The organism is Paenibacillus sp. FSL H7-0756, assembly GCF_038006765.1.
Lineage (GTDB): Bacteria > Bacillota > Bacilli > Paenibacillales > Paenibacillaceae > Paenibacillus_AQ.
Genome location: NZ_JBBOVT010000001.1, coordinates 2799162 through 2820624, shown reverse-complemented (window position 1 = coordinate 2820624; position 21463 = coordinate 2799162). Strand labels below are relative to the sequence as shown.

Below are 21463 nucleotides of genomic sequence, written 5' to 3'. Positions count from 1 at the left end.
GTCCGATATTTTTCCAGTCCATAGGATGTTGTCTCTAACATAATATTCACTCCAAACATAGGATGGAACTATGCCAGAATATGGAGGTGAAAAAATGCCGCATACCCTAGTAGAATTTGCCCGGAGTGTCAGTAGCAATCTATCATTTGGACCTACCATACCAATCGACGGGACCCAACGCCTGATTTTAGAATTCGGTATGGCTGTTCCTTCTGCTCCAAGCAATTACGTTGAGCTCACTACAACGGTTGGCTGGTTGGTTACGAACGTGTTTGCTACACCGCCCGTTCAGCCCACTATCCTGCTTGAATTACTTGTGGATGGAATCCTCGTAGGCAGTGCTGAACAATCCGCCATTCCGGCGGATGAAGATGAGACGGTTCGAATGACGACCATGTTCCAGACCATCCTTACCGATCTTCCTGAAGGCTATTATGCGTTTCAAGTCTTTGCCTCCAACCTGGAGGATCTTCAAGGCGAAATTAATCTGAGTGGCCCTATCCATATTACAGGAAAAGTGATCGTTCCCGTGTAGAATACACGCAAAAAAACTCCTTATCAGAGGTCTTGATTGACCTGCTGCTAAGGAGTTTTTGTGTATTGATAAAGGGTACAAGCTAACCGTCATCTTAGGCTCAGAGCGCGTTCTCGCTAACCTCACGGCTCTCCAGCGCATTCCAGTCATCCTGGGACAGCAGTTCCAGCTGGGCTTCCAGCAGTGTCCGGAACCGGGTTCGGTAGATCGAAGCCTGCTTGCGCAGCTCCTCGGTCTCAATCGCCACCTTGCGGGATTTGGACAACGCTTCATTGATAATCCGGTCGGCGTTCTTCTCTGCTTCCTTGAGGATCAGCTGGGATTCCTTCTTGGAGTTATTCTTGACATCATCCGCAGCCTCCTGGGCTACAAGAATGGTCTTGGACAGACTCTCTTCAATATTGACGAAATGATCCAGGCGTTCCTGAAGGGTTAACAACTGGTTGTGCAGTTCCTTATTCTCCCGGATCACGCTCTCGTAATCCTTAATCACCTGATCCAGAAATTCATTGACCTCATCTTCGTCATAACCGCGGATTCTCCGGGAGAATTCCTTGTTATGTATGTCGAGCGGTGTTAATGGCATGCTGTGCACCTCCTAGAAATTTCGGTGAAGATTATAGATGAAAGACAATTACCGGCGCACGGCCTGCTAAGTGTCCATATTTCCCTGAGATTATCAATTTCGACAAGCACAGCTGTAATCCTGCAAAGACTTCAGACAAATTTGCCTACCAAAATCCGGTAACGGCCCTTCTTCGTCAAGCTGCCGATCTCCAGCACCTTGAACCGTCCGAAGCCCTGGATCGAGACCATGTCCCCGTCCTTCAGCGGACAGGACGGATCTTCCTCGACCTTCCAGTTCACCCGGACGCGCCCGGCCTTGATCGGGGCCAGAATCTTGCTCCGGCTCAGCCGCGTGACATCCGCTGCAATCCCGTCAAGCCGCAGGGATGCCACCGTGAACTCCATTGCCTCCAGCTTCGCTTCACTGCTGCGCAGGCCGGATAACGGCAGGATCTCCGTACTGACGTTAACCCGATGGACACCGGTCAAATGAATGGACAGATAATCCGCGATGTCAGCAGCCACCACTACGTGGCAGCCGTCTTCCAGCACATGAATATCGCCGATCTTGCCTCTTTTGATACCTAGTCCCAGGATTGCTCCCATATAATCCCCATGTTCCAGCGATAGAAATTTCTGTTCACCTGAGGTGATCGCCAGCACGCTTAGTTCCATATCCTCATCCGTAAGGTCACGATAATCCGGAGCCAGCATTGCCCGCTTCCGCTCGGCATCCGAAGAACCGCCCTCCCAGCGCACAATCACATCAGGGTGGCGGTTCACCAGACTTTGCAGAATATAGCACTGACGGGGGTCCAGAAATTCGGTCAGCTTCGTCTCATGATACTCCCCGGCATTCGAGACCCACTCCCAGGCCTTGTCCACAAACGGCCGTTCATCCGGGTGGAAATGCCCGTAGATTTCATTCTTCATCGGACTCAGCCGAAGACCGAGGCTACGATAGAGTGCAGACCGACTGCGGCAAAGCGCAGCATGATAATCGCGACAATCGGGGAGATATCCAGCGTGCCAAACAATGGAGGGATAATCCTCCGGAACGGTGCCAGATACGGCTCCACCAGCTTGCCCAGCAGCTCGCCGATAAAATTCTCACGCAGATTCGGCAACCAGGACATCAGAATGTATACGAGGATCATGTAATAGTAAATCTGAAATAGGATGTCTATAATTGAAGATATTTCATTCAAACCCTGCTCACCTCATTCGGTTGTAGTCTTGCTCGTCACCCAGGATCTCGGTAATGGAGCCTTGGATCTCCACGGTGTCCGGTGTGCACATAAATATATTGCCCCCAATTTTGGATATTCCTCCACCCAGAGCATAAACAGTTCCGCTGAGAAAATCGATAATCCGCATCGCCTGGTCATTGCGCACCCGTTGCAGGTTAATTACTACCGTGCGGTGTGAACGCAAATGGTCGGCAATCTCCTGCGCCTCGTCATACGAGCGCGGCTCGTAGAGCACAACCTTCACATTTTTTTGGGAATGAATGCTGACGACGTTGGCCCTCTGATTCTTGCGTGTTTCTACAGGGGCGGGTTCGTATTCATCCTCATCACGGGAGATTTGCTCCCGTTCCACAACTTCCTCTTCCTCCTGCAAGCCCAAGAAACTCATAAATCGGTTCATCACGCCCATCATTCTCCCTCCTCATGACCTACTAATACCGTTCCCAGACGAACCCGGGTGGCTCCTTCCTGTATCGCCACTTCAAAGTCATTCGACATGCCCATCGACAGCTCTTGTATTGGCTCAGGTGTCAAACCCAACAGATTCAAGCGGTCACGCAGCTCGCGGAGTCCGCGGAATACCGGCCGGGTCGCCTCGGGGTCTTCCTCGTGAGGGGCCATCGTCATCAGGCCGACGACCTTCACCCGGTCAAGCGGAGTGATCTCCCGCAGGAAGTCCTCCACCGCTTCCGGCGCCAGGCCGAACTTGGTATCCTCGCCCGAAATATTCACCTGCAGGAACACCTTCACAGCAAGTCCGGCAGCTTCTGCCTTCTTATGCAGCTCCCTGGCCAGCGACAGCCGGTCCAGAGAGTGAATATATTGAAATTTACCGATAACGTCCTTCACCTTGTTCGTCTGCAGATGCCCGATAAAGTGCCAGATCCCCTTGTGTCCAAGCGCATTCCATTTCGGCTCCGCATCCTGCCAGCGGCTCTCGGCAATCTCCTCAAGCCCTGCTTCCAATACAGCAGATACCGTATTCAGTGATACGTATTTCGTTACCGCAATCACCTTGACTTCACTGGCATCCCGGCCGCTGGCCGCGCAGGCCCGTGCGACACGTTCCCGGGTAGTGGCTATTCGTTCTTGTAGCGAGGCCAAAATTTCAACTCTCCTTTATTCCGATCCAGCTCGTCATTCTCCCAGTGACCCCGTTTTCCTTCCGGTACGAAAAGAACAGATCACTGTTACAGCTTGTACACCAAGTTGTACATTCGATATGAGTCGGCAATATTCCTGCTTTTATCATAATGCGTTGGTTCAATTCTTTCAAGTTCAGCAGCATTTTGCTGCTGTCCGTCTCCGATGGTCTATATAAAGCCTGCGCGCCTTCCGCCGCATCCGGCAGGTTCAGCCCGGCCTCCAGCCGGCGGACAGGGTCCATGACGTAATCATCCACCTCATAGCAGCAATCTCCAATAGAAGGCCCTATAGCAGCCTGTATGTCCTCCGGGCGGCTCCCGTACGTCTGTCCCATACGATCCACCATCGCTGCCGCGATTTGGGCCACGGTTCCCTTCCAGCCCGCATGCGCCAGCCCAACCACCTGCTTCAGCGGATCATGGAAGAACAGCGGCACACAGTCGGCATAAAAAGAAGTCAACAGCACTCCGGGCACATTCGTCAGCAGCCCGTCTGTGGCCTGAAAGGCAGAGGCCCGGTCCAGGCTGCCCCGGCCGCGTTCCTGTTCTGTAACGATGGCGATCTCTTTGCCATGGGTCTGTTCCCCGCAGGTCCAGTCAGCCAGCCGGAAACCCAGACTAGCAGCCAGCAGGCTGCGGTTGGCCAGCACATCCGCCGGATCATCGCCTACATGAAAAGCACAATTGAAGCTGTCATACGGGACTTTGCCGCTGCCGCCTGCCCTGCCGGTGAAGCCTGCTGTAATGCTTGTATACGGCTCACGCCAGGGCTCCAGATGCAGCAGCATTGGCGCTGCGCCACTCTGCATAAACGGTTCCATCTCTTCACCTCCGCTTAAGTGTACCACACTCAGCCCCACAAAATATTCCCCACAAAGTGAAGTAACGCTTCGAAGCCTATTCAGGTACTTTGCGGGGACCCCGAAAAACCTCCTTGCAAACCTGCTCCTATGACTTTACCCATATCGGCAGAAAAAAGACGCACCCCATTAATAAGTGCGCCGTTCACTGCGTTCCGGCCGTTCCAGGTACATCATCTCGCGGTCCTCCTGTCCCTGCATCATGCGGGGCTCCTCCAGCTTCACGAGCACGACATCCGCACCGATCTTCACGATATTCCGCCACGGAATGACCAGATCGGCACCGCCGCCGAACAGCCCCATGAACCGGGTATACCCCGGGACGATCACAGCGTCAATGACGCCTCTGCGCAAATCCAGCTCCAGGTCGCTGATCTGGCCCAGCCGTTTGCCGTCAACAATATTGATTACATCTTTGGTTTGGAAATCGGAGATTTTCATCTTTTTACCCGAAGCTGACGTTTCCTCAATCATCCTGCCACCCCTGTACGTTCAGACCTATAGCTTCAGTATATGTCCATAGGGCTTGGCCGCATGACTGTATTCCAGAGTCTCATCACCCCGGACATATAAAAGGATACCCCGCTGGCTGCGATGTGCCGCCATCCGGAATATCCTCCGCTCATTTATAGACTGTGGTCAAGACTTTACATGCTTTTGCATTTGCTGGATCGCTGATTTCTCAAGCCGCGAGACCTGGGCCTGTGAGATGCCAATCTCGTCAGCGACCTCCATCTGGGTCTTGCCTTCGAAGAAGCGCATGGACAGAATGCGTTTCTCGCGCTGACCCAGCCGCTGCATGGCCTCCCGGAGCGCAATCTCCTCAATCCAGGAGACATCCTTGTTCTTGTCGTCACTGATCTGATCCATCACATAGATCGGGTCCCCGCCGTCATGATAGATCGGCTCAAACAGGGATACCGGGTCCTGGATCGCATCAAGCGCGAAGACAACATCCTCCTTCGGAACGCCGAGCGCTTCGGATATTTCGAAGATCGTCGGCTCCCGCGAATTCTGGTTCGTCAGGCTGTCACGCACCTGCAGCGCCTTATAGGCAATGTCGCGCAAGGAGCGGGATACCCGGATCGGGTTGTTGTCGCGCAAGTAGCGGCGGATCTCTCCGATGATCATCGGCACCGCATAGGTGGAGAACTTGACATTTTGCGATAAATCGAAATTATCGATGGCTTTCATGAGTCCGATGCAGCCTACCTGAAACAGATCATCCACGAACTCTCCACGATTATTGAACCTTTGAATCACGCTTAGCACAAGCCTGAGGTTGCCATTTACCAATTTCTCTCTGGCGGATCGCTCGCCCTGCTGCTGCAGCGAAGTGAACAATGCCCGCATTTCCACGTTCGTGAGAACAGGCAGCTTGGCGGTGTCCACACCGCAAATCTCGACTTTATTTCGGGTCATGATGATTAACCTCCCAAGGAGAAACATTACTGTACATTATCTCCCCGGTCCGGCATTTTATTCCTCAGCTTTCATCACTTACACCATCTTGTTGAACTCCTTGCGCAGCCGCTTGATAATTCGTTTCTCCAGGCGGGAAATATAGGATTGCGAGATGCCCAGCAGATCGGCCACATCCTTTTGCGTTTTTTCTTCGCCGCCCCGCAGCCCGAACCGCAGCTCCATAATCAGCCGTTCCCGCTCGCTGAGCTTCTCCAGCGCCTTCTGCAGAAGCTTGCGGTCCACCTGCTCCTCGATGTTGCGGTAGATCGTATCGTTCTCTGTGCCCAGCACATCCGAGAGCAGCAGCTCGTTGCCGTCCCAGTCAATATTCAGCGGTTCATCAAAAGAAACCTCGCTTCTGGTCTTGCTGTTACGCCGCAGATACATCAGAATTTCATTCTCAATGCAGCGTGAGGCGTAGGTAGCGAGTTTGATTTTTTTCTCCGGATCAAAGGTGTTGACCGCCTTAATCAGTCCGATCGCACCAATGGACACCAGATCCTCAATGTTAATGCCGGTGTTCTCGAATTTCCGGGCGATGTAAACCACCAGCCGCAGGTTGCGCTCAATCAGCATAGCCCGGACCGCCGCATCTCCGCTGGAGAGACGCTGGAGCAGGAATTCCTCCTCCTCGCATGTCAGCGGCGGCGGCAACGCCTCACTTCCCCCAATATAATAAATCTCCTGGCTCTTCAGACCGAGCAGAAACAGCATGCGGTAATACTGCAGTTGCAGCACAAGCTTGAATTTGACCATTATTGTTCCTCCTATAGGTTACTTAGCCCATCACCTTGTCAGCCGGCGCTTCTGGAGCACTCTCTTTATGGGTCAGGTCAGGATGTATGACCGCCCGGTACGCGCCGTCTCCCGACAGTGTCCCGCCATCCAGCCCGATGAGTACCCTTGTGCTGCAAAAGGTATCACCGCCAAGCACTATACTCACCTTATCCGGCTTCAGCGCGAGCATGAAGGATGCCCCGCGGTTGACGCCCCTGTACGGCACCAGCCGCACTCTGTCCTGCCAGGCGAACGACTGCCCGTCCGTTTCCAGTACAAGTGTATCTGCACCCGTCTGGGTCAGCCTTCCTTTCCAGGAAGCCGGCAAATGGCCCTCCCACAGCGAGGCTTCCATCACCATGACCGGAATCCTCGTCAGCGGATCACTGAGCCGGTTCCCGGTATCCAGCAGTCCGGGACAGGTAACCGACACTCCGTCAATCTCCACTGTCACTTCCCCGATATAGGAGTCCAGCTGCTCTCTGTGCCGGCGGGAGGACTGGATCAGCTTGAAGAGCAGCAGCACCAGCGGAAGCAGGGCAAGCACGAACCAGAAACCGATCTTCAGCCGGTAAGCTTGGCCTCCCGATGAGGTGAAGATCATGCCCTTCCAGAGGTCACCAGAGCTTTGCAGCAGATAATGAACGCCTATGATCCCTCCCGCCGCCGCAAAATTAATGATATAAAACGCCCCAAATGCCCGAAGATAGCTTTGCAGACTTCTAAATCCAAAGGCTATCCAGATCATCAAAACCGATAACCCGAATTTGATGAGAAAGGTATACAGAAAGGACAGCTCCGGTACGAACATCATGACGACATAGAGTGCACCCGCCAGCGCTGAGAGAGTCAGGCGCCACCAGGATACCTTGTGCTTCACCAGCCAGCTTGTCAGCCACAGCAGGACTCCGTCGATCAGCAGATTGGCGGCAAAAATCAAGTCAATATAGACAACCATCGCTCTCACCTGCCTGCAAGCGGATATCTATCCGGAGGCCTCGGTGCAGGCTCTCTTTTTAGACGATAAGATTAGTATAGAAACTCCCGTATCCAAAGTCTGTCTAAACATGGGGGGCGTTCTTGCAGTTTTTTTGTCGGTTTATGGGCATTGAGAGGAACATCAGTGCACAACACAAAAGCCAGTCCTAAGCGGCTGGCTTCATGAGAAACGTATTTAGTTATTGATAGATTTCAGCTCTTCTTCGGAGAGTCCGGTTGCTTTCTGCACTGAAGCACGATCCATTCCCATCGTCAGGAGATTCTTTGCTATTACCCGCTTGGCCTCCAGTTCACCCGCCGCAGTCCCCTTGACGAAGCCTTCTCTAAGCGCACCTTCCCGCTGTGAGGCTTCGTCCATCAGAACCTTCTGGCGGTCCTCATATTTACGGCGGGCTTCTGAATCCTGGCTCAGAAATTCCAGCGTCTCCATCGCCTTCTTCAAGGCTGGCTCATTCATTTGCAGCACCTCCCATTCAGAGTAGTTGATCCCTTTCAGGAACAGCAGCCAGTTCACAAGGCCGCCTTCGCCGGGCTTAACCGGTTGGTTCAGCTTGGGCAGCTCCAGGAAATGAATCTCGATATCGTCTGTCAGCCGCGCTCCGCTGCTGTCCTCCCGCAAATGAAATACACTATGTGTATGTTCATTAGGGAGCACCTTGTAATTCAGAATGTTAATCGTCACGCATTTCTTAAGCTCGGTATATTTCCCGCTGACCTGAAGCTGCCCGGCATAACGCTTGCTCCAATAATACAGCGTCCGTTTCTCAATATCATATTTGTTGAACAGCTGCATCTCAATGTTAATCAGCTTTCCGTCCACCGTCTTGGCCCATATATCAAATATCGCCTGCTTATCCAGCGGATCATCCTTATCTGTATATGGATTGAGCAGCACCACTTCCTCCAGCGGAAGATCGCCCGCATCCAAGAATATCTGGTTCAGAAAAGCGAGCAGTACATCCTTGTTGCCCTCGCTTGCAAAAATCCGCTTAAATACAAAATCCACCCGGGGGTCCAGCATTTCCATGGTATCGTCTCCCGTTATCGTTATTATACAGCCTGAAAAACAAAAAAACACCATACCCCGCAGTTCAAAGCTGCGTGATACGGTGCTTCCGTAACAGTCTATCCTATTAATCGCTATTCATGGCTCTTAATCATTATTGCCGCGTGTCCGGTTGCGCAGGAAGGTCGGAATATCCAGCTGATCAGAGCTTGTCTGATTCCCGAACGGACGAAGATTCTCACTCTTGCTCTTATTATCAGCAGCCGGCTCGCTGTTTGCCGCAGGACGGCGTACAGGAGCTATTGGAGAAGGCTTGTGTTCAAAGCCTGTCGCAATAACAGTAACCTTGATCTCGTCCTTCATGCTCTCTTCGATAATGGCACCGAAGATCATATTCACTTCAGGGTCCGAAGCCGAGGTAACAATCTCTGCAGCTTCATTCACTTCGTACAGGGAGAGGTTAGAGCCGCCTGTAATATTCATAATGACGCCGCGTGCTCCTTCGATGGAGGTTTCAAGCAGCGGGCTCATAATCGCCTTGCGGGCCGCCTCAGACGCCCGGTTCTCGCCGGTAGCAATCCCGATGCCCATAAGCGCTGAGCCGCGCTCCGTCATAATCGTCTTCACATCGGCAAAGTCAAGGTTGATCAAGCCGGGAACCTGAATAAGGTCGGAGATGCCTTGTACCGCCTGCCGGAGTACATTGTCCGCTTCACGGAACGCTTCCAGCATCGGAGTTTTCTTATCCACAATTTCCAGGAGGCGGTCATTCGGAATCACAATCAGCGTATCAACCTTTTCCTTGAGCGCTTCGATTCCAAGCTCTGCCTGGTTGGCACGTTTTCTGCCTTCAAAAGTGAACGGGCGGGTCACGACGCCTACCGTCAATGCTCCGCATTCTCTGGCGATTTCGGCAATGACAGGCGCTGCGCCTGTTCCGGTACCGCCGCCCATCCCTGCGGTAACGAAGACCATGTCTGCGCCCTTCAGCGTATTCGAGATCAGATCGCGGGATTCCTCTGCCGCCTTCTTGCCGACCTCAGGATTCGCTCCTGCGCCAAGTCCGCGGGTCAATTTATCCCCGATTTGTAATTTATGCTCCGATTTGGCCATATGCAGCGCTTGGGCGTCTGTATTAACCGTGATGAACTCAACACCCTGAACGCCATTTTCAATCATCCGGTTCACAGCGTTGCTTCCGCCGCCGCCGACGCCGATGACTTTTATTTGCGCCAAGCTCTCCATTTCAAAATCAAATTCCAACATATTGTTTCCATCTCCCCCTCGAGTAGTGCTTGGATGGCCAATCCAAGTATATCTGGATTACACTTATATGAACTCGCTAAACATATTCTTTAGTCGTTCCACCAGACCCGGCTTCTTGGAAGAATCCTGGACCGGCGCTGCGCTCTGCTTGCTGCGGTTAACGGTCTTCTTGTTGGCACTTCCGCCGCTGCTGCGTCCGCGGTAGTTGCGTACCACATTATGAAGGATGCCTACACCGCCGGTGAAGCCGGGGTCACGCACTCCGATATAATCCGGCACTGCGATCCGTACAGAGGCTGCCAGCTCGTTCTGGGCTACCTTAAGCACCCCAGGCATCGAAACTGTACCACCCGTAAGTATATAACCTCCCGGAAGCTCCGTATAACCAAGCCGCTTCACTTCCTGACGGATCAGGTGGAAGATTTCCTGGACTCTCGGCTCGATAATCGCTGCCAGATCCTCCTGGTTGAATTCCTTCTCCACATTGCTGCCGATACGCAGGACCTTGAAGACGACCTCCGAAGCGGCATCATCGATCCAGGCACAGCCGTATTTCAGCTTGACCTTCTCGGCCTGGTCGGTAAGTGTCCGAAGTCCGTACGCAATATCATTGGTTATGAATTCTCCTCCGATCGGAATCGTGGAGGTTGCACTAAGGGAACCTTCTTCATATACGGCTATCGTGGCTTGTCCGGCACCGATATCCACCAGTACAGCCCCCATTGATTTCTCATCTTTGGAGAGCGCTAATCCGCCAGCCCCGAGAGACATAAGGACAAGATCTTTAACCTTCAGACCTGATTTCTCCACGCAGCGGAGCAGATTATGTATGGGGGTCTTGGCACCGGTGATGATCGTAGCCTCCACTTCCAGGCGGACGCCGATCATTCCGCGCGGGTCCTGAATGCCTTCAAGGCCGTCGACGATGTACTGCTTGGCGACAACATCAATGACCTCGCGTTCCGGCGGAAGTGCAATAACCTCCGCTGCCTTGATTACGCGGTCGATGTCATCTTCGCCGATCTCACGGTCCTCATTCTGAACGGCAACTACGCCGTGGCTGGATTGCAGGCCGATATGGTTGCCGGATATCCCGACATACACCTCGGATATTTGAATACCGACCATTTGCTCCGCATGCTCTACGGCACTCCTGATCGATTGCACAGTCTGATCGATGTCTACAATCGCACCCTTGCGTATCCCTTCCGAATCCGCAGATCCAACGCCAATAATATTGAAGGTTCCACTAGTAACTTCCCCGATTATTGCCCGAACTTTGGATGTACCGATGTCCAAACTAACAATGATGTCATTGTTGCTCAAGCCCTATGGCACCTCCTGTTATAATCATAGTAAACAAGCTTTTGATCCCGGTCGCGGGAAACATCTCTGTACATATTCAACATCCCTAATCCTTTCCCTCTTTTTTCAACAAATTTTTTGAGAGGAATAATATGACAAGGTCTTCACGTGCAGGCAGGCACCCTCCGCTTAGCGGGATCAGCACCTGACATTCAAAGAATAAAAACAAGAGAACAGCAGCTATATCCTGGATTGCATCTCAAAAAATCCGCAGAAAAAAGAGGGATATTGCTTATTACCCGTAAAACAGATTGTAGCATTTTTTCCGCCCTATTAGTAGGGACTATTTACTCTTGTACATCTGCGTCTTCCCCGGTGTCCCCGGCTTCAGTATGGAATGGAACATAGGAATCCGCCTCCAGCATTTTGATCAGTCCCGGCTCCTCCGTCTGAATCACCTGATTCAAATAGCCTACTTTATCCTTCAGCAATGAAATGGCAGTTATGACCTCAAAGCGTGAACGTGTGTAGAGCTTGATCCGGTCCGGAAATGACAGCGTCGGGGAAGGTACAATCTCGGATATATCACTGGTCAGCTCGTTCGGAATTCCGGCCAGCGCCTGGCATAGCTTGGTCTTGTAAGGATCGTCAGCCTTCCAGTTAGTCAATATCGGCTTCTCTACAGCAATTCCGGTATCCGTCACAGAGACGGCGGCCCCGCTTGACAGAATGGCTTCCAGCACGCCTGTCTGGTCCAGTTCATAAGCAACCGCCGGGTACTCCTTCACAATGATCGTAACCACACCGGGGAACTTCTTGCTGACCTGCGCCTCCTGAACTGTATTCAGCTCCTCCAGCGCCTTCCCCACGGAATCTCCAGAGACGGCGAAGAACTGTCCTCCGATCTTCAGGCCGCTTGCTGCCAGCAGCTGCTCACGGGACGTATATTTATCCCCCTGCATCTCAATGGCTGTAATCTTGCTGATCGATGAACGGAAGAAGATTACAGCCAGCAGCGCAGTAAACAGCAGTGCCAGAATGATAATAATTTTACGGTTTTTTCTCTTGCTAGGCTTGTCCTCTTTCAAAAGAGGTATTCGCGTTTTTGGCATTCTCATATCTCCGTAATAAGGCCCTGTCTCCTTCCTCACGGCTTCGCCGAAGGAGACAGGGAGCTTTAATTGGCCAGATCCAGCGGGTCAGGCACCGGCACCTTGCGGCTAATGCGCGCGCCCAGCTTTTGAAACAGTAATTCGATGCCGTCATATCCCCGGTCAATATGATGCGCCTGCTCTACAACAGTTGTTCCCTGAGCAGCCAGTCCGGCGATTACAAGGGCAGCTCCGGCCCGCAGGTCAGTGGCCTCAACCGTGGCTCCATACAACCGCTGAACGCCGCGTATGAAGGCCCTGCTCAAGTCAATAGAGATATCGGCTCCCATCCGGGCCATCTCCTCCACATGCTTGAAGCGCCCCTCGAAAACCGTCTCCTTGATTACACTGAATCCGTCCGCCAGGGACAATAGAACCATAACCTGGGATTGCAGGTCCGTAGGAAAAGACGGATACGGAGAGGTAACAATACGATCAACCGCACGGGGGCGTCCCATACAGCTGATATTAATTATATCATTGCACACTGTAATTTGAACACCGGCGCGCCTCAGGATGTGGATCAGGGAGGTCAAATGTCCTGCATTGGTGTGGGTCAGCGTGACATTTCCCCGCGTGGCGGCAGCGGCAATCATCACAGTTCCGGCAACAATCCGGTCGGGGATCACCTCATAGCTGCAGGCATGGAGCTTGCGGACACCCTGAATGGTGATCGTATCGGTCCCTGCGCCGATAATTTGTGCCCCCATCGCATTGAGGAAGTTCTGCAAATCCTGGATTTCCGGCTCTCTCGCTGCCCCGGAGATAGTAGTCGTGCCCTCGGCCATGGCGGCGGCCATCATGATATTCTCCGTGGCACCCACGCTCGGATAATCCAGATGAATATCACAGCCTCTCAAGCTGGCAGCCCGGCAGCAGATCCGGCCGCCCGTCTCCTCAATCTCTGCCCCGAGCAGCTTGAGGCCCTGCAGGTGGAGGTCGATCTTGCGCTCACCGATAGCACAGCCTCCCGGCTGATAGATCGTCACTTCCCCGAACTTGGCCAAAAGCGGGCCCATCAGGAATATGGAGGATCTCATCTGCCGCATCAAGTCCTCCGGAACATGAGAGGTCAGGAGAAAGGATGTATCGACGGTAACCGTCTCCTCTTCATGCACTGTCCTGCAGCCCAGCCGCTGCAGAATATGCAGCATCGTTTCGATGTCCAGCAGCTTCGGCACATTATGCAGTGAGTGAACTCCTTCGGCCAGCAGGCTGGCTGCCAGAATCGGCAGTGCCGCATTCTTTGCTCCATGGATACGTATGGTGCCTGACAGGGGGGTTCCACCCTCAATCACCAATTTGTCCAATGTATCACCTCCGAGATTACCGCTCACCCACCGTAAGCACTTCCTGGCCCCGCTGTCCTGCGTAATGGGACGGAACGGATTCCGTCTCCAAGGCTCAGACATCAAGAAGCGCTCTGGGTGATTGTCACGATTATAGGATCATCCTATGTTCGGAGTCCCGTGTGTGTGACAATGTAAGCCCGGATTCTAGCGTTTACGTCCTGCAGCCAGCCTGCGCAGCTCGCTGACTACCAGGGAGGCGGAATCTCTTTTGCCTAGGCGCCTTGAGGCCTCCGACATGCTATGGCGCAGCGTATCCGCTCCGATGATCTTCTGAACGGCTGTGAACAGCGCCTCGCCGCTTAAGTCCTTCTCCAGCACCACCACTGCCGCACCTTCAGCTTCCAGTGCTCTGGCATTGGCTTCCTGATGGTTGTTCGTTACATTAGGAGACGGAATGAGGACAGAGGGTATGCCAAGCGCGGTAATCTCTGCCAGAAAAGAGGCGCCTGCCCGGTTCACGATCAGGGAAGTGCAGGCCAGCACCTCAGGCATATTGTGAACATAAGGGAGGATATGCAGCCAGTTCGGAATACCGCCGAGCTGCTCGCGTACCGCTTTGCGGGTATCCTCAAAGTAGGACTCTCCGGTCACATACACATAGTGAACACCATTACCCTTACCCACAAATGGCGCCATTTCAATCATGGCGCGGTTAATCGCCTTGGCTCCCCCGCTTCCTCCGACAACCAGCACCACCGTGCTTCCTTCGGGAATGCCGAGTGAAGCGAAGCCGCGCTGCGGGTTCGCCGTCATGACCGTAGTGGCCCGGGGATTACCCGTATAAATTACATTCTTGGCCCCTGGAAAAGCCGGTTCTGTACCTTCAAAGCTAACCGCGACCGTACTGGCATACCGGCTGAGAAAACGGTTGGTCAGTCCCGGAATCGCATTCTGTTCATGGATCAGCGTCGGAATACCGAGCCGGGAGGCAGCATACACAACAGGCCCGCAGACATACCCTCCGGTACCGACAACCACATCAGGCTTGAACTCGCGCAGCATGGCCTTGGAGGCTTTGACCCCCTTCAGGAACCGCATAACCGTCTTCACATTATCCATCGACAGCTTGCGGCGGAAGCCTGTAATATCAATGGACTGGAAAGGCAGGTTCTCCTGGGGAACCAGCTTGCTCTCCAGACCCCGCTTGCCTCCGATATATAGGAAGACAGAATCCGCATCTTCGGATTCCAGTTGTCTGGCTACGGCTACGGCAGGATAGATATGTCCTCCCGTGCCGCCGCCGCTAAGTACAATACGCATGTCTTTCACCTCGCATAACGGGATAAATTAAGCAGAATGCCAAGAGCTGTGAGCATCAGGGTGAGTGATGAGCCGCCATAGCTGATCAGCGGAAGCGTGATGCCGGTTACCGGAATCAGACCGATCACCACACCGATGTTGATGACCACCTGAACCGCGACCATACATACTATGCCTACAGCAAGATAACTGCCGAAGCGGTCCGGCAGGCTCATGGCTACCTTCATTCCGCGCCAGATCAGCAGCAGGAACAGCAGCAGCACAGCAAGCCCCCCGATGAACCCCAGCTCCTCGGCCAATATAGAGAAAATAAAATCAGTCTGCGGCTCCGGGACGTAGCTGTATTTTTGCCGGCTCATCCCGAAGCCCAGTCCGCCCAGCCCGCCGGGGCCCACCGCATAGAGTGACTGGATGATCTGATAACCCGCACCCAGCGGATCGGACCAGGGGTCCAGAAAGGCGGTAATCCGCTGCAGCCGGTAAGGCGCAGCGGCAATGAGTCCGGCGAACCCGGCCAGCCCCAGCGCACCGAGGGAGAGCAGATGCTTCATCCGCGCCCCCGCTGTGAAGACCATCATCATGGCCGCGCCGAACATGACAGTGCCTGTACCGAGATCCGGCTGCAGCATAATCAGTGCGAACGCAGAGCCGATCAGCGCAAGCGGCGGAAGCAGCCCGCGCATGAAGCTGGAGATGTCATACTCCTCGGTTCCAAGCCACTTGGCCAGGAAGAGGATCATCCCCATCTTCATGAATTCCGAGGGCTGAATACCGAAGGAACTGATGCCGAGCCAGCTGCGTGCACCGCCGCGCACCACGCCGATGCCGGGGATCAGCACCAGCACCAGCAGGGCGAAGCACACGAGCAGGAGCGGCCGGGCGAACCTTTTCAGCACCAGATAATCGGTGTTCGCTGTAATGAACATCGCGATGAGGCCGAGACCTGCGAACAGCATCTGTCTTTTGACAAAATAAAACGAATCGCCATAATTGCGGAAGCCCAGAACGGACCCGGCACTGTATACCATTACCATACCGATAGCCAGCAAAGCCAGTATCGGAAGCAGCAGCCAGATATCGGGCGCATGACGGGATTTGTTCATCAGGAGCACACCTCTTGCATCCGTAGTAGGGGCTTATCCACCCCCCTACTTAAAGGTTATGCACCGCCTCTTTAAAAATACGCCCGCGCTCCTCATAGGAGGTAAACATATCCCAGCTGGCACAGGCAGGGGACAGGAGAACTACATCCCCGGCTTCCGCCAGGGCCGAAGCCTCCCGCACAGCCTGCTCCAGCACAGCAGCGGCACTCTCCCCATTATCGACGGAGATGACCGTCTTTACTCCTGCCAGCCGGGCTACAGCCGCCAGCTTGTCCCGGGTCTGCCCAAGCGCCACCAGGGCTTTGACATTCTCCCCGAGGACAGGCAGCAGCTCCATATAATCCGAGCCGCGGTCCAAGCCCCCGGCAATAAGAATGAGCGGCTTCCGGAAGGAAGCCAGCGCCATAGAGGTAGCTTTGGAATTGGTAGCCTTGGAATTGTTATAATAGGCGGCCCCTGCCTTGTCTGTTACATACTCCAGCCTGTGCTCCACCCCGCGGAAGGAAGCCAGCACCGGGCCCAGCACCGCCGGGTCTGCCCCTGCGGCAATAGCAATGCCGCAGGCAGCCAGCGCATTCCCCACATTGAAGCGGCCGGGAAGTCCGATAGAATCGACATCAGCAATTTCGGTCTCGCTCCCGGTGTAATCGCGGTAGATAATGACCCGCTTCAGCTCGTCATCCGTGTCCGCCACGTAGGACGGGCGGACGAAGATGCCCTGCACCAGCTCCTCGTTCATGGAGAAGGGCAGAATGCCCGCCTTCAAATAGGGCACCAGCTCGCGGCAGACCGGATCATCCCAGTTCAGCACAGCAGTATCCTCCGGTCCCTGATTGGCGAACAGCTTGGATTTGGAGGCTACATAATCCTCCATGCCTCCATGGTAGTCCAGGTGGGTCTCCGCGACATTCAGCAAGGCAGCAATCTTGGGCCGGAACGCTTCCGTGCCCTTCAGCTGGAAGCTGCTTAGCTCGACCACCATCCAGTTGTCCGCGTCAGCCTCCTGTGCGGCCTGAGAGAGCGGCGTTCCTATGTTCCCGGCCACAATGGGCCGCATCCCCGCTGCCTCCAGCATATGGCCCACCCAGGTCGTTGTGGTCGTCTTGCCGTTAGAGCCGGTGATACCGATCATCGGGGCAGCGCAGAGGTGATACGCGACCTCTACCTCGGTCACCACTTCAATCCCCAGCTCCAGCGCCTGCTGTACCGGAGCAACCGAATAGGGAATCCCCGGATTCTTGACAACCAGCTCCACACCCTCGTGGATCAAGCTGTCCGGATGCCCGCCGCATATAACAGAAATTCCCAAAGATTCCAGTTCGGAAGCTTCGGGACTCTGATCTCTTTCCTTTTTATCATTCACCGTCACCACAGCGCCGTGTTCATGCAGCACCTTGGCCACCTGGACGCCGCTTTTAGCGAGCCCTAGGACAACCACCTCTTGACCACGGTACAGATCCGGATGTTTCATTCGTTACAACCCCTTGATGAGATATAGTCCAGCTGCCGCCAGCACAAGGCCCACCGCCCAGAAGGAGACGACTACACGCCACTCCGACCAGCCGCCCAGCTCAAAGTGATGATGGATCGGGCTCATTCTGAATACCCGTTTGCCGCGTGTCTTAAACGAAGCGACCTGAATAATTACGGACAGCATTTCAACCACGAAGACTCCGCCGATCACCACAAAGAGCAGCTCGGTCTTGGTGACAATAGCAATCGCGCCAACCGCCCCGCCGATCCCGAAGGAGCCGAAATCGCCCATGAACACCTTGGCAGGATGGGCATTGAATACGAGAAAGCCAAGCACTGCGCCAATCATCGCAGCCGCACAGACACCAGCGGCAATCGAGGTTGCCTGCATGGCTACCACCGCGAAGGCAGCGAGCGCAATCGCGCTTACGCCTGACAGCAGACCATCCACGCCGTCCGTGAAGTTAACAGCATTCGTGACCGCCATCATCATCAACACAATGAAAGGATAATAGAACCAGGGGCCCCAGTCGAAGCTGAAGGAGGTTCCCGGAACGCTGATATTCGTATGATGTCCGGCCGAGATCAGCAGAACGCTGAGCACGACGCCGACCAGCAGCTGGCCCAGCAGCTTCTGCCGCGCCGTAAGGCCGAGGGAGCGCTTGAACACAATTTTGATATAATCATCCAGGAATCCAATGAGGCCATAGCCCAGCGTAGCAGCCAGCAGTACATAGAAATCCGAATTAATGACCGAGAATTTCAGAAAAGACAGCGTGAACGCGACCATGATGATTACGCCGCCCATGGTAGGGGTTCCCGCCTTTTTCAGATGGGTCTGGGGCCCGTCGTCACGAACCTGCTGCCCCAGCTTAAGCCGGCGCAGCAGCGGTATGATCAGCGGAGCGGCAATGACCGCAAGGATAAAGGACACAGCAATAGTCAGCAGAAGTAATTGATAATCCATGGGTACACCCCTCCTTTAATTAGCATTCGCTTCAGAATGTTCTTTCAAGCGCTTCAGCACTTCCTCCAGCCGCATCCCTCTGGATGCTTTGAACAACACAACATCGTCATTGCCGCACTTCGCATTCAAGGCATCGATCAAGGCTTCTTTATCCGTAAAAGCAAAGATATGCCCGGCCTCGAACCGCTCTGAGGCCGCCGCCGCAAGCTGCGCCGACAGCGGGCCGAAGGTGAATACAATATCCGTAAGCGCCGGATCGAGATAGCTGCCGATCTGCCTGTGGAACTCCAGCTCCTCCGGCCCGAGTTCCAGCATGTCCCCCAGCACCGCGATTCTGCGGCCGCTGCATTTCATGGACTGCAGCACATCAATCGCCGCTCTCATGGAGGTGGGACTGGCATTATAGGCATCATTCAGCAGAACCAGTCCGCTGGCCGCCTGAACAACCTCAATCCGCATTCCAGTCAGCTTGAGGCCGCTTAGTCCTTCTGCCATATTCTCATCCGTCACCTTATAGTGACGCGCCACTGCAAGCGCAGCAAGCGCATTAATTACATTGTGCTGTCCGGGCAGCGGAAGGGTAAAGGCCCGCTCCCCATGCCGCCGCGAGGTGAAGGTCATCCCCCCGCTGTGAGTCATCAGGCCGGTCGGATAATCATCATTGTCAGCCGACTGCCCGAAGCGGAAGGTCTGTAGCCCTTCAGGCGTGCGGAAGCCTGGCTCTGCCAGAACCTCGGCAAGCAGCGGCTCATCCCCGTTATAGATCAGCAGCCCGCCCGGCTGAAGTCCGTCCACAATCTCAAGCTTCGCTCTGGCAATCTCCTTGCGGGAGCCAAGCTGGAGCAGATGGGATTCGCCGACATTGGTAATCACCGCTACGTCAGGAGAAGCGAGCAGAGACAAGAGGGCGATCTCTCCCCGTGAGCTCATGCCCATCTCCAGCACAGCGATCTCCACATCGCTGTCCATGGAGAGAATCGTAAGCGGCAGTCCGATATGATTGTTGAAGTTCCCTTGGGTCTTGTGCACCTTATACTGCACTTCCAGCAGTGCTGTAATCATATCCTTGGTTGTCGTCTTGCCGTTGCTTCCCGTTACGGCAACCACCTGGGGGGCCACCTCAGCCAAATAGGCGGAGGACAGCTTTTGCAGTGCCGCTAAAGTGTCCTCTACCAGAATAATTCCGCCGCCTGCGGGTGCAGGCCCCTTATCCCTCTGCCAGAGGGTAGCGGCAGCTCCCGCCGCCAGTGAAGCGGCCGCATAGTGATGGCCGTCGAAGTTCTCTCCAACCAGCGGGACGAACAGGCAGTCCGCCGATATTTTGCGCGAGTCGGTTACGACTCCCTGAATCTCTATATCCTTAGCTTCGGATGAGGACAGCTCTCCTCCGCACATTTCCGCGACATTATGCAATGTTCTAATAATCAATAGCTTCGGCCCCTTATCACTTCTTTAGCAACGATGCGGTCATCGAAATCATGAACGACTCCCTTGATCAGCTGATAGGTCTCATGACCTTTCCCCGCAATCAATACTACATCGCCGGGGCTTGCCATTTCAATAGCTTTTGTGATGGCTTCCCGCCGGTCCGGAATCATCTCATAGCGCCCGCGCTCCACACCATCCTCACGCAGGCCGGCCTCAATATCGGCCAGAATCTGCAGCGGGTCCTCCGTCCGCGGGTTGTCAGAGGTGACCAGCACATGGTCGCTGTATTTCGCAGCAATCTTGCCCATGAGCGGCCGTTTGGTCGTATCGCGGTCCCCGCCGCAGCCGAAGACCGTGAGGACCTTGCCTGCTGCAAATTCACATACCGCCTTCAGCACATTCTCCAGACCGTCTGGCGTATGCGCATAGTCAACGATGACTGCGAAATCCTGCCCGGCATCGACCGATTCGACACGGCCGTCCACGCCGGAAACCGACTCCAGGCTGGCCTTGATGTCCGCAAGCGGCACATCCTCAAGCAGTGCGGCTGTAATAGCCGCAAGCGCATTATAGACGTTGAACTTGCCGACCATGCGAAGCGAAATATCCGTCTCACCCTTAAACGTCTCCACGTGGAAAAAAGTTCCTTTGGCGGTGATCGATATTTGCGATGCCCGGACATTGGCAGCCTTGTCGATACCATATGTAATGACCTCCGCTGCGGTCTGGGCGGCAAAATAGGCGCTGGCTTCATCGTCGGCATTCAGCACAGCATATTTGCGTTCTTCCTTCCAAGGGGAGATCACGTTGCCGAGCCGTGAGAAGAACAAGCCCTTCACTGCGCGGTACTCCTCCATCGTATGGTGGTAATCCAGGTGATCCTGGGTCAAATTCGTAAAGATCGCGGTGCGGTAGTCGGTCCCCTTTACCCGGCCCTGCTGGAGCGCATGGGAGGAGACTTCCATTACACAGCACTGTACACCCTTAAGCGCCATCTGATTCAGGCTGCGCTGAAGCTCCAGCGATTCCTGTGTCGTACCGGACATCGGATAGCTCTGACCGTCATACCGCATCTGGATCGTACCAATCAGGCCAGTCTTCACCCCATGATCCTGCATGATCCGTTCAATCAGATAGGTGGTGGTTGTCTTGCCGTTGGTACCAGTGATGCCGATCAGCTTCATCCGGCTGCTCGGTGAACCGAAGAAGGCATTGGACAGCACAGACATGGCATACCGGCAGTCATCCACCACGATCTGCGGCAGGTCAATGTCCAGCTTCCGTTCGCAGACCAGAGCAGCCGCGCCTTTGGCGGCAGCCTGAGGTGCGTAATCATGTCCGTCCACTGTATGTCCGGGCAGACAGATGAACAAATCGCCCGGACCCACCTTGCGTGAATCGGCCTGCAAATCCGAAATTTCTATGTCTCCGTCCCCGTATAGACGGGCAGCCGCCAGACAAGAAGAGAGTTCTTTAATTAACATACCTATCCCTCACTCTGCATAAAATCCTTATATTTTGGGTAAATTATCCATCTTAATAAATTGTACCTGTA

General features: G+C 54.3%; 22 protein-coding genes. 1 reads left to right on the top strand and 21 read right to left on the bottom strand.

All coding sequences use genetic code 11. The annotated features are described in order from the left end of the window. Positions 1-70 precede the first annotated feature (70 nt). On the top strand, positions 71-535 hold the full coding sequence (locus NST04_RS12445) for a hypothetical protein (RefSeq protein WP_341184474.1): 465 nt from the start codon (positions 71-73) through the stop codon (positions 533-535). A 100-nt stretch (positions 536-635) separates the two neighbouring features. Here the strand turns inward: NST04_RS12445 and NST04_RS12440 are convergent, their stop codons facing one another. The 21 genes from NST04_RS12440 to NST04_RS12340 all read right to left on the bottom strand — a co-directional run bounded on the left by NST04_RS12440 (position 636) and on the right by NST04_RS12340 (position 21392). Further along, the gene (locus NST04_RS12440; RefSeq protein WP_036690176.1) at positions 636-1121 is read right to left on the bottom strand and encodes a DivIVA domain-containing protein; all 486 of its coding nucleotides are present in this window, start codon (positions 1119-1121) and stop codon (positions 636-638) included. 131 nt (positions 1122-1252) lie between these two features. After that, positions 1253-2035: a YlmH family RNA-binding protein gene (locus tag NST04_RS12435; protein WP_341184473.1), complete on the bottom strand. Its 783-nt coding sequence runs from the start codon at positions 2033-2035 to the stop codon at positions 1253-1255. Between the two features lie 5 nt (positions 2036-2040). After that, positions 2041-2310: a YggT family protein gene (locus tag NST04_RS12430; RefSeq protein ID WP_036724260.1), complete on the bottom strand. Its 270-nt coding sequence runs from the start codon at positions 2308-2310 to the stop codon at positions 2041-2043. 7 nt (positions 2311-2317) lie between these two features. Beyond that, positions 2318-2761, bottom strand: coding sequence for a cell division protein SepF (locus NST04_RS12425; RefSeq protein WP_341184472.1), 444 nt, complete (start codon positions 2759-2761; stop codon positions 2318-2320). Continuing rightward, positions 2761-3456 carry a YggS family pyridoxal phosphate-dependent enzyme gene (locus tag NST04_RS12420; RefSeq protein WP_341184471.1) on the bottom strand — a complete coding sequence of 232 codons (696 nt, stop codon included), beginning with the start codon at positions 3454-3456 and terminating at the stop codon, positions 2761-2763. Before NST04_RS12420 ends, NST04_RS12425 begins: the two co-directional genes overlap by 1 nt. 4 nt (positions 3457-3460) lie before the next feature. After that, a complete protein-coding gene (gene pgeF, locus NST04_RS12415) occupies positions 3461-4318 on the bottom strand; it encodes a peptidoglycan editing factor PgeF (RefSeq protein ID WP_341184470.1) in 858 nt (285 codons plus the stop codon). Positions 4319-4486: 168 nt separating this feature from the next. After that, positions 4487-4831, bottom strand: coding sequence for a YlmC/YmxH family sporulation protein (locus tag NST04_RS12410; protein WP_341184469.1), 345 nt, complete (start codon positions 4829-4831; stop codon positions 4487-4489). A gap of 165 nt (positions 4832-4996) precedes the next feature. Beyond that, entirely contained in the window at positions 4997-5779 is a 783-nt protein-coding gene (sigG, locus tag NST04_RS12405; protein ID WP_036690188.1) for an RNA polymerase sporulation sigma factor SigG, read from the bottom strand. 78 nt (positions 5780-5857) lie between these two features. Continuing rightward, the gene (gene sigE, locus NST04_RS12400) at positions 5858-6580 is read right to left on the bottom strand and encodes an RNA polymerase sporulation sigma factor SigE (RefSeq protein ID WP_341185231.1); all 723 of its coding nucleotides are present in this window, start codon (positions 6578-6580) and stop codon (positions 5858-5860) included. A 19-nt stretch (positions 6581-6599) separates the two neighbouring features. Next, on the bottom strand, positions 6600-7556 hold the full coding sequence (spoIIGA, locus tag NST04_RS12395) for a sigma-E processing peptidase SpoIIGA (protein WP_341184468.1): 957 nt from the start codon (positions 7554-7556) through the stop codon (positions 6600-6602). Positions 7557-7772: 216 nt separating this feature from the next. Beyond that, positions 7773-8624: an Rpn family recombination-promoting nuclease/putative transposase gene (locus NST04_RS12390; protein WP_341184467.1), complete on the bottom strand. Its 852-nt coding sequence runs from the start codon at positions 8622-8624 to the stop codon at positions 7773-7775. 126 nt (positions 8625-8750) lie between these two features. Then, on the bottom strand, positions 8751-9869 hold the full coding sequence (gene ftsZ, locus NST04_RS12385) for a cell division protein FtsZ (protein ID WP_036690196.1): 1119 nt from the start codon (positions 9867-9869) through the stop codon (positions 8751-8753). Between the two features lie 63 nt (positions 9870-9932). Beyond that, on the bottom strand, positions 9933-11195 hold the full coding sequence (gene ftsA / locus NST04_RS12380) for a cell division protein FtsA (RefSeq protein WP_036690197.1): 1263 nt from the start codon (positions 11193-11195) through the stop codon (positions 9933-9935). 326 nt (positions 11196-11521) lie between these two features. Then, the gene (locus tag NST04_RS12375) at positions 11522-12286 is read right to left on the bottom strand and encodes a cell division protein FtsQ/DivIB (RefSeq protein WP_341184466.1); all 765 of its coding nucleotides are present in this window, start codon (positions 12284-12286) and stop codon (positions 11522-11524) included. A 65-nt stretch (positions 12287-12351) separates the two neighbouring features. Further along, positions 12352-13635: a UDP-N-acetylglucosamine 1-carboxyvinyltransferase gene (gene murA, locus NST04_RS12370; RefSeq protein ID WP_341184465.1), complete on the bottom strand. Its 1284-nt coding sequence runs from the start codon at positions 13633-13635 to the stop codon at positions 12352-12354. A 186-nt stretch (positions 13636-13821) separates the two neighbouring features. Then, positions 13822-14937 (bottom strand): undecaprenyldiphospho-muramoylpentapeptide beta-N-acetylglucosaminyltransferase, encoded by a 1116-nt coding sequence (gene murG / locus NST04_RS12365; RefSeq protein WP_341184464.1) that lies wholly within the window; start codon positions 14935-14937, stop codon positions 13822-13824. A gap of 5 nt (positions 14938-14942) precedes the next feature. Further along, a complete protein-coding gene (spoVE, locus tag NST04_RS12360) occupies positions 14943-16040 on the bottom strand; it encodes a stage V sporulation protein E (protein ID WP_036724276.1) in 1098 nt (365 codons plus the stop codon). Between the two features lie 49 nt (positions 16041-16089). Beyond that, entirely contained in the window at positions 16090-17511 is a 1422-nt protein-coding gene (gene murD / locus NST04_RS12355; RefSeq protein WP_341184463.1) for a UDP-N-acetylmuramoyl-L-alanine--D-glutamate ligase, read from the bottom strand. A gap of 3 nt (positions 17512-17514) precedes the next feature. Next, complete coding sequence (mraY, locus tag NST04_RS12350; RefSeq protein ID WP_341184462.1) at positions 17515-18480, bottom strand: phospho-N-acetylmuramoyl-pentapeptide-transferase; 966 nt, start codon at positions 18478-18480, stop codon at positions 17515-17517. 15 nt (positions 18481-18495) lie between these two features. After that, complete coding sequence (locus tag NST04_RS12345) at positions 18496-19905, bottom strand: UDP-N-acetylmuramoyl-tripeptide--D-alanyl-D-alanine ligase (protein ID WP_341185230.1); 1410 nt, start codon at positions 19903-19905, stop codon at positions 18496-18498. Then, entirely contained in the window at positions 19905-21392 is a 1488-nt protein-coding gene (locus NST04_RS12340; protein ID WP_341184461.1) for a UDP-N-acetylmuramoyl-L-alanyl-D-glutamate--2,6-diaminopimelate ligase, read from the bottom strand. The genes NST04_RS12345 and NST04_RS12340 overlap by 1 nt, the downstream gene beginning before the upstream one ends. Between the last annotated feature and the right edge of the window lie 71 nt (positions 21393-21463).

Excerpts from the sequence above, each read along its gene's own strand:
- spoVE (WP_036724276.1), bottom strand. The coding sequence starts at position 16,040 with ATGAACAAATCCCGTCATGCGCCCGATATCTGGCTGCTGCTTCCGATA.
- NST04_RS12425 (WP_341184472.1), bottom strand. The coding sequence starts at position 2,761 with ATGGGCGTGATGAACCGATTTATGAGTTTCTTGGGCTTGCAGGAGGAA.
- NST04_RS12340 (WP_341184461.1), bottom strand. The coding sequence starts at position 21,392 with ATGTTAATTAAAGAACTCTCTTCTTGTCTGGCGGCTGCCCGTCTATAC.
- NST04_RS12440 (WP_036690176.1), bottom strand. The coding sequence starts at position 1,121 with ATGCCATTAACACCGCTCGACATACATAACAAGGAATTCTCCCGGAGA.
- murG (WP_341184464.1), bottom strand. The coding sequence starts at position 14,937 with ATGCGTATTGTACTTAGCGGCGGCGGCACGGGAGGACATATCTATCCT.
- spoIIGA (WP_341184468.1), bottom strand. The coding sequence starts at position 7,556 with ATGGTTGTCTATATTGACTTGATTTTTGCCGCCAATCTGCTGATCGAC.
- ftsZ (WP_036690196.1), bottom strand. The coding sequence starts at position 9,869 with ATGTTGGAATTTGATTTTGAAATGGAGAGCTTGGCGCAAATAAAAGTC.
- mraY (WP_341184462.1), bottom strand. The coding sequence starts at position 18,480 with ATGGATTATCAATTACTTCTGCTGACTATTGCTGTGTCCTTTATCCTT.
- NST04_RS12375 (WP_341184466.1), bottom strand. The coding sequence starts at position 12,286 with ATGCCAAAAACGCGAATACCTCTTTTGAAAGAGGACAAGCCTAGCAAG.
- NST04_RS12435 (WP_341184473.1), bottom strand. The coding sequence starts at position 2,035 with ATGAAGAATGAAATCTACGGGCATTTCCACCCGGATGAACGGCCGTTT.
- sigG (WP_036690188.1), bottom strand. The coding sequence starts at position 5,779 with ATGACCCGAAATAAAGTCGAGATTTGCGGTGTGGACACCGCCAAGCTG.
- NST04_RS12410 (WP_341184469.1), bottom strand. The coding sequence starts at position 4,831 with ATGATTGAGGAAACGTCAGCTTCGGGTAAAAAGATGAAAATCTCCGAT.
- pgeF (WP_341184470.1), bottom strand. The coding sequence starts at position 4,318 with ATGGAACCGTTTATGCAGAGTGGCGCAGCGCCAATGCTGCTGCATCTG.
- murD (WP_341184463.1), bottom strand. The coding sequence starts at position 17,511 with ATGAAACATCCGGATCTGTACCGTGGTCAAGAGGTGGTTGTCCTAGGG.
- NST04_RS12390 (WP_341184467.1), bottom strand. The coding sequence starts at position 8,624 with ATGGAAATGCTGGACCCCCGGGTGGATTTTGTATTTAAGCGGATTTTT.
- NST04_RS12445 (WP_341184474.1), top strand. The coding sequence starts at position 71 with ATGCCAGAATATGGAGGTGAAAAAATGCCGCATACCCTAGTAGAATTT.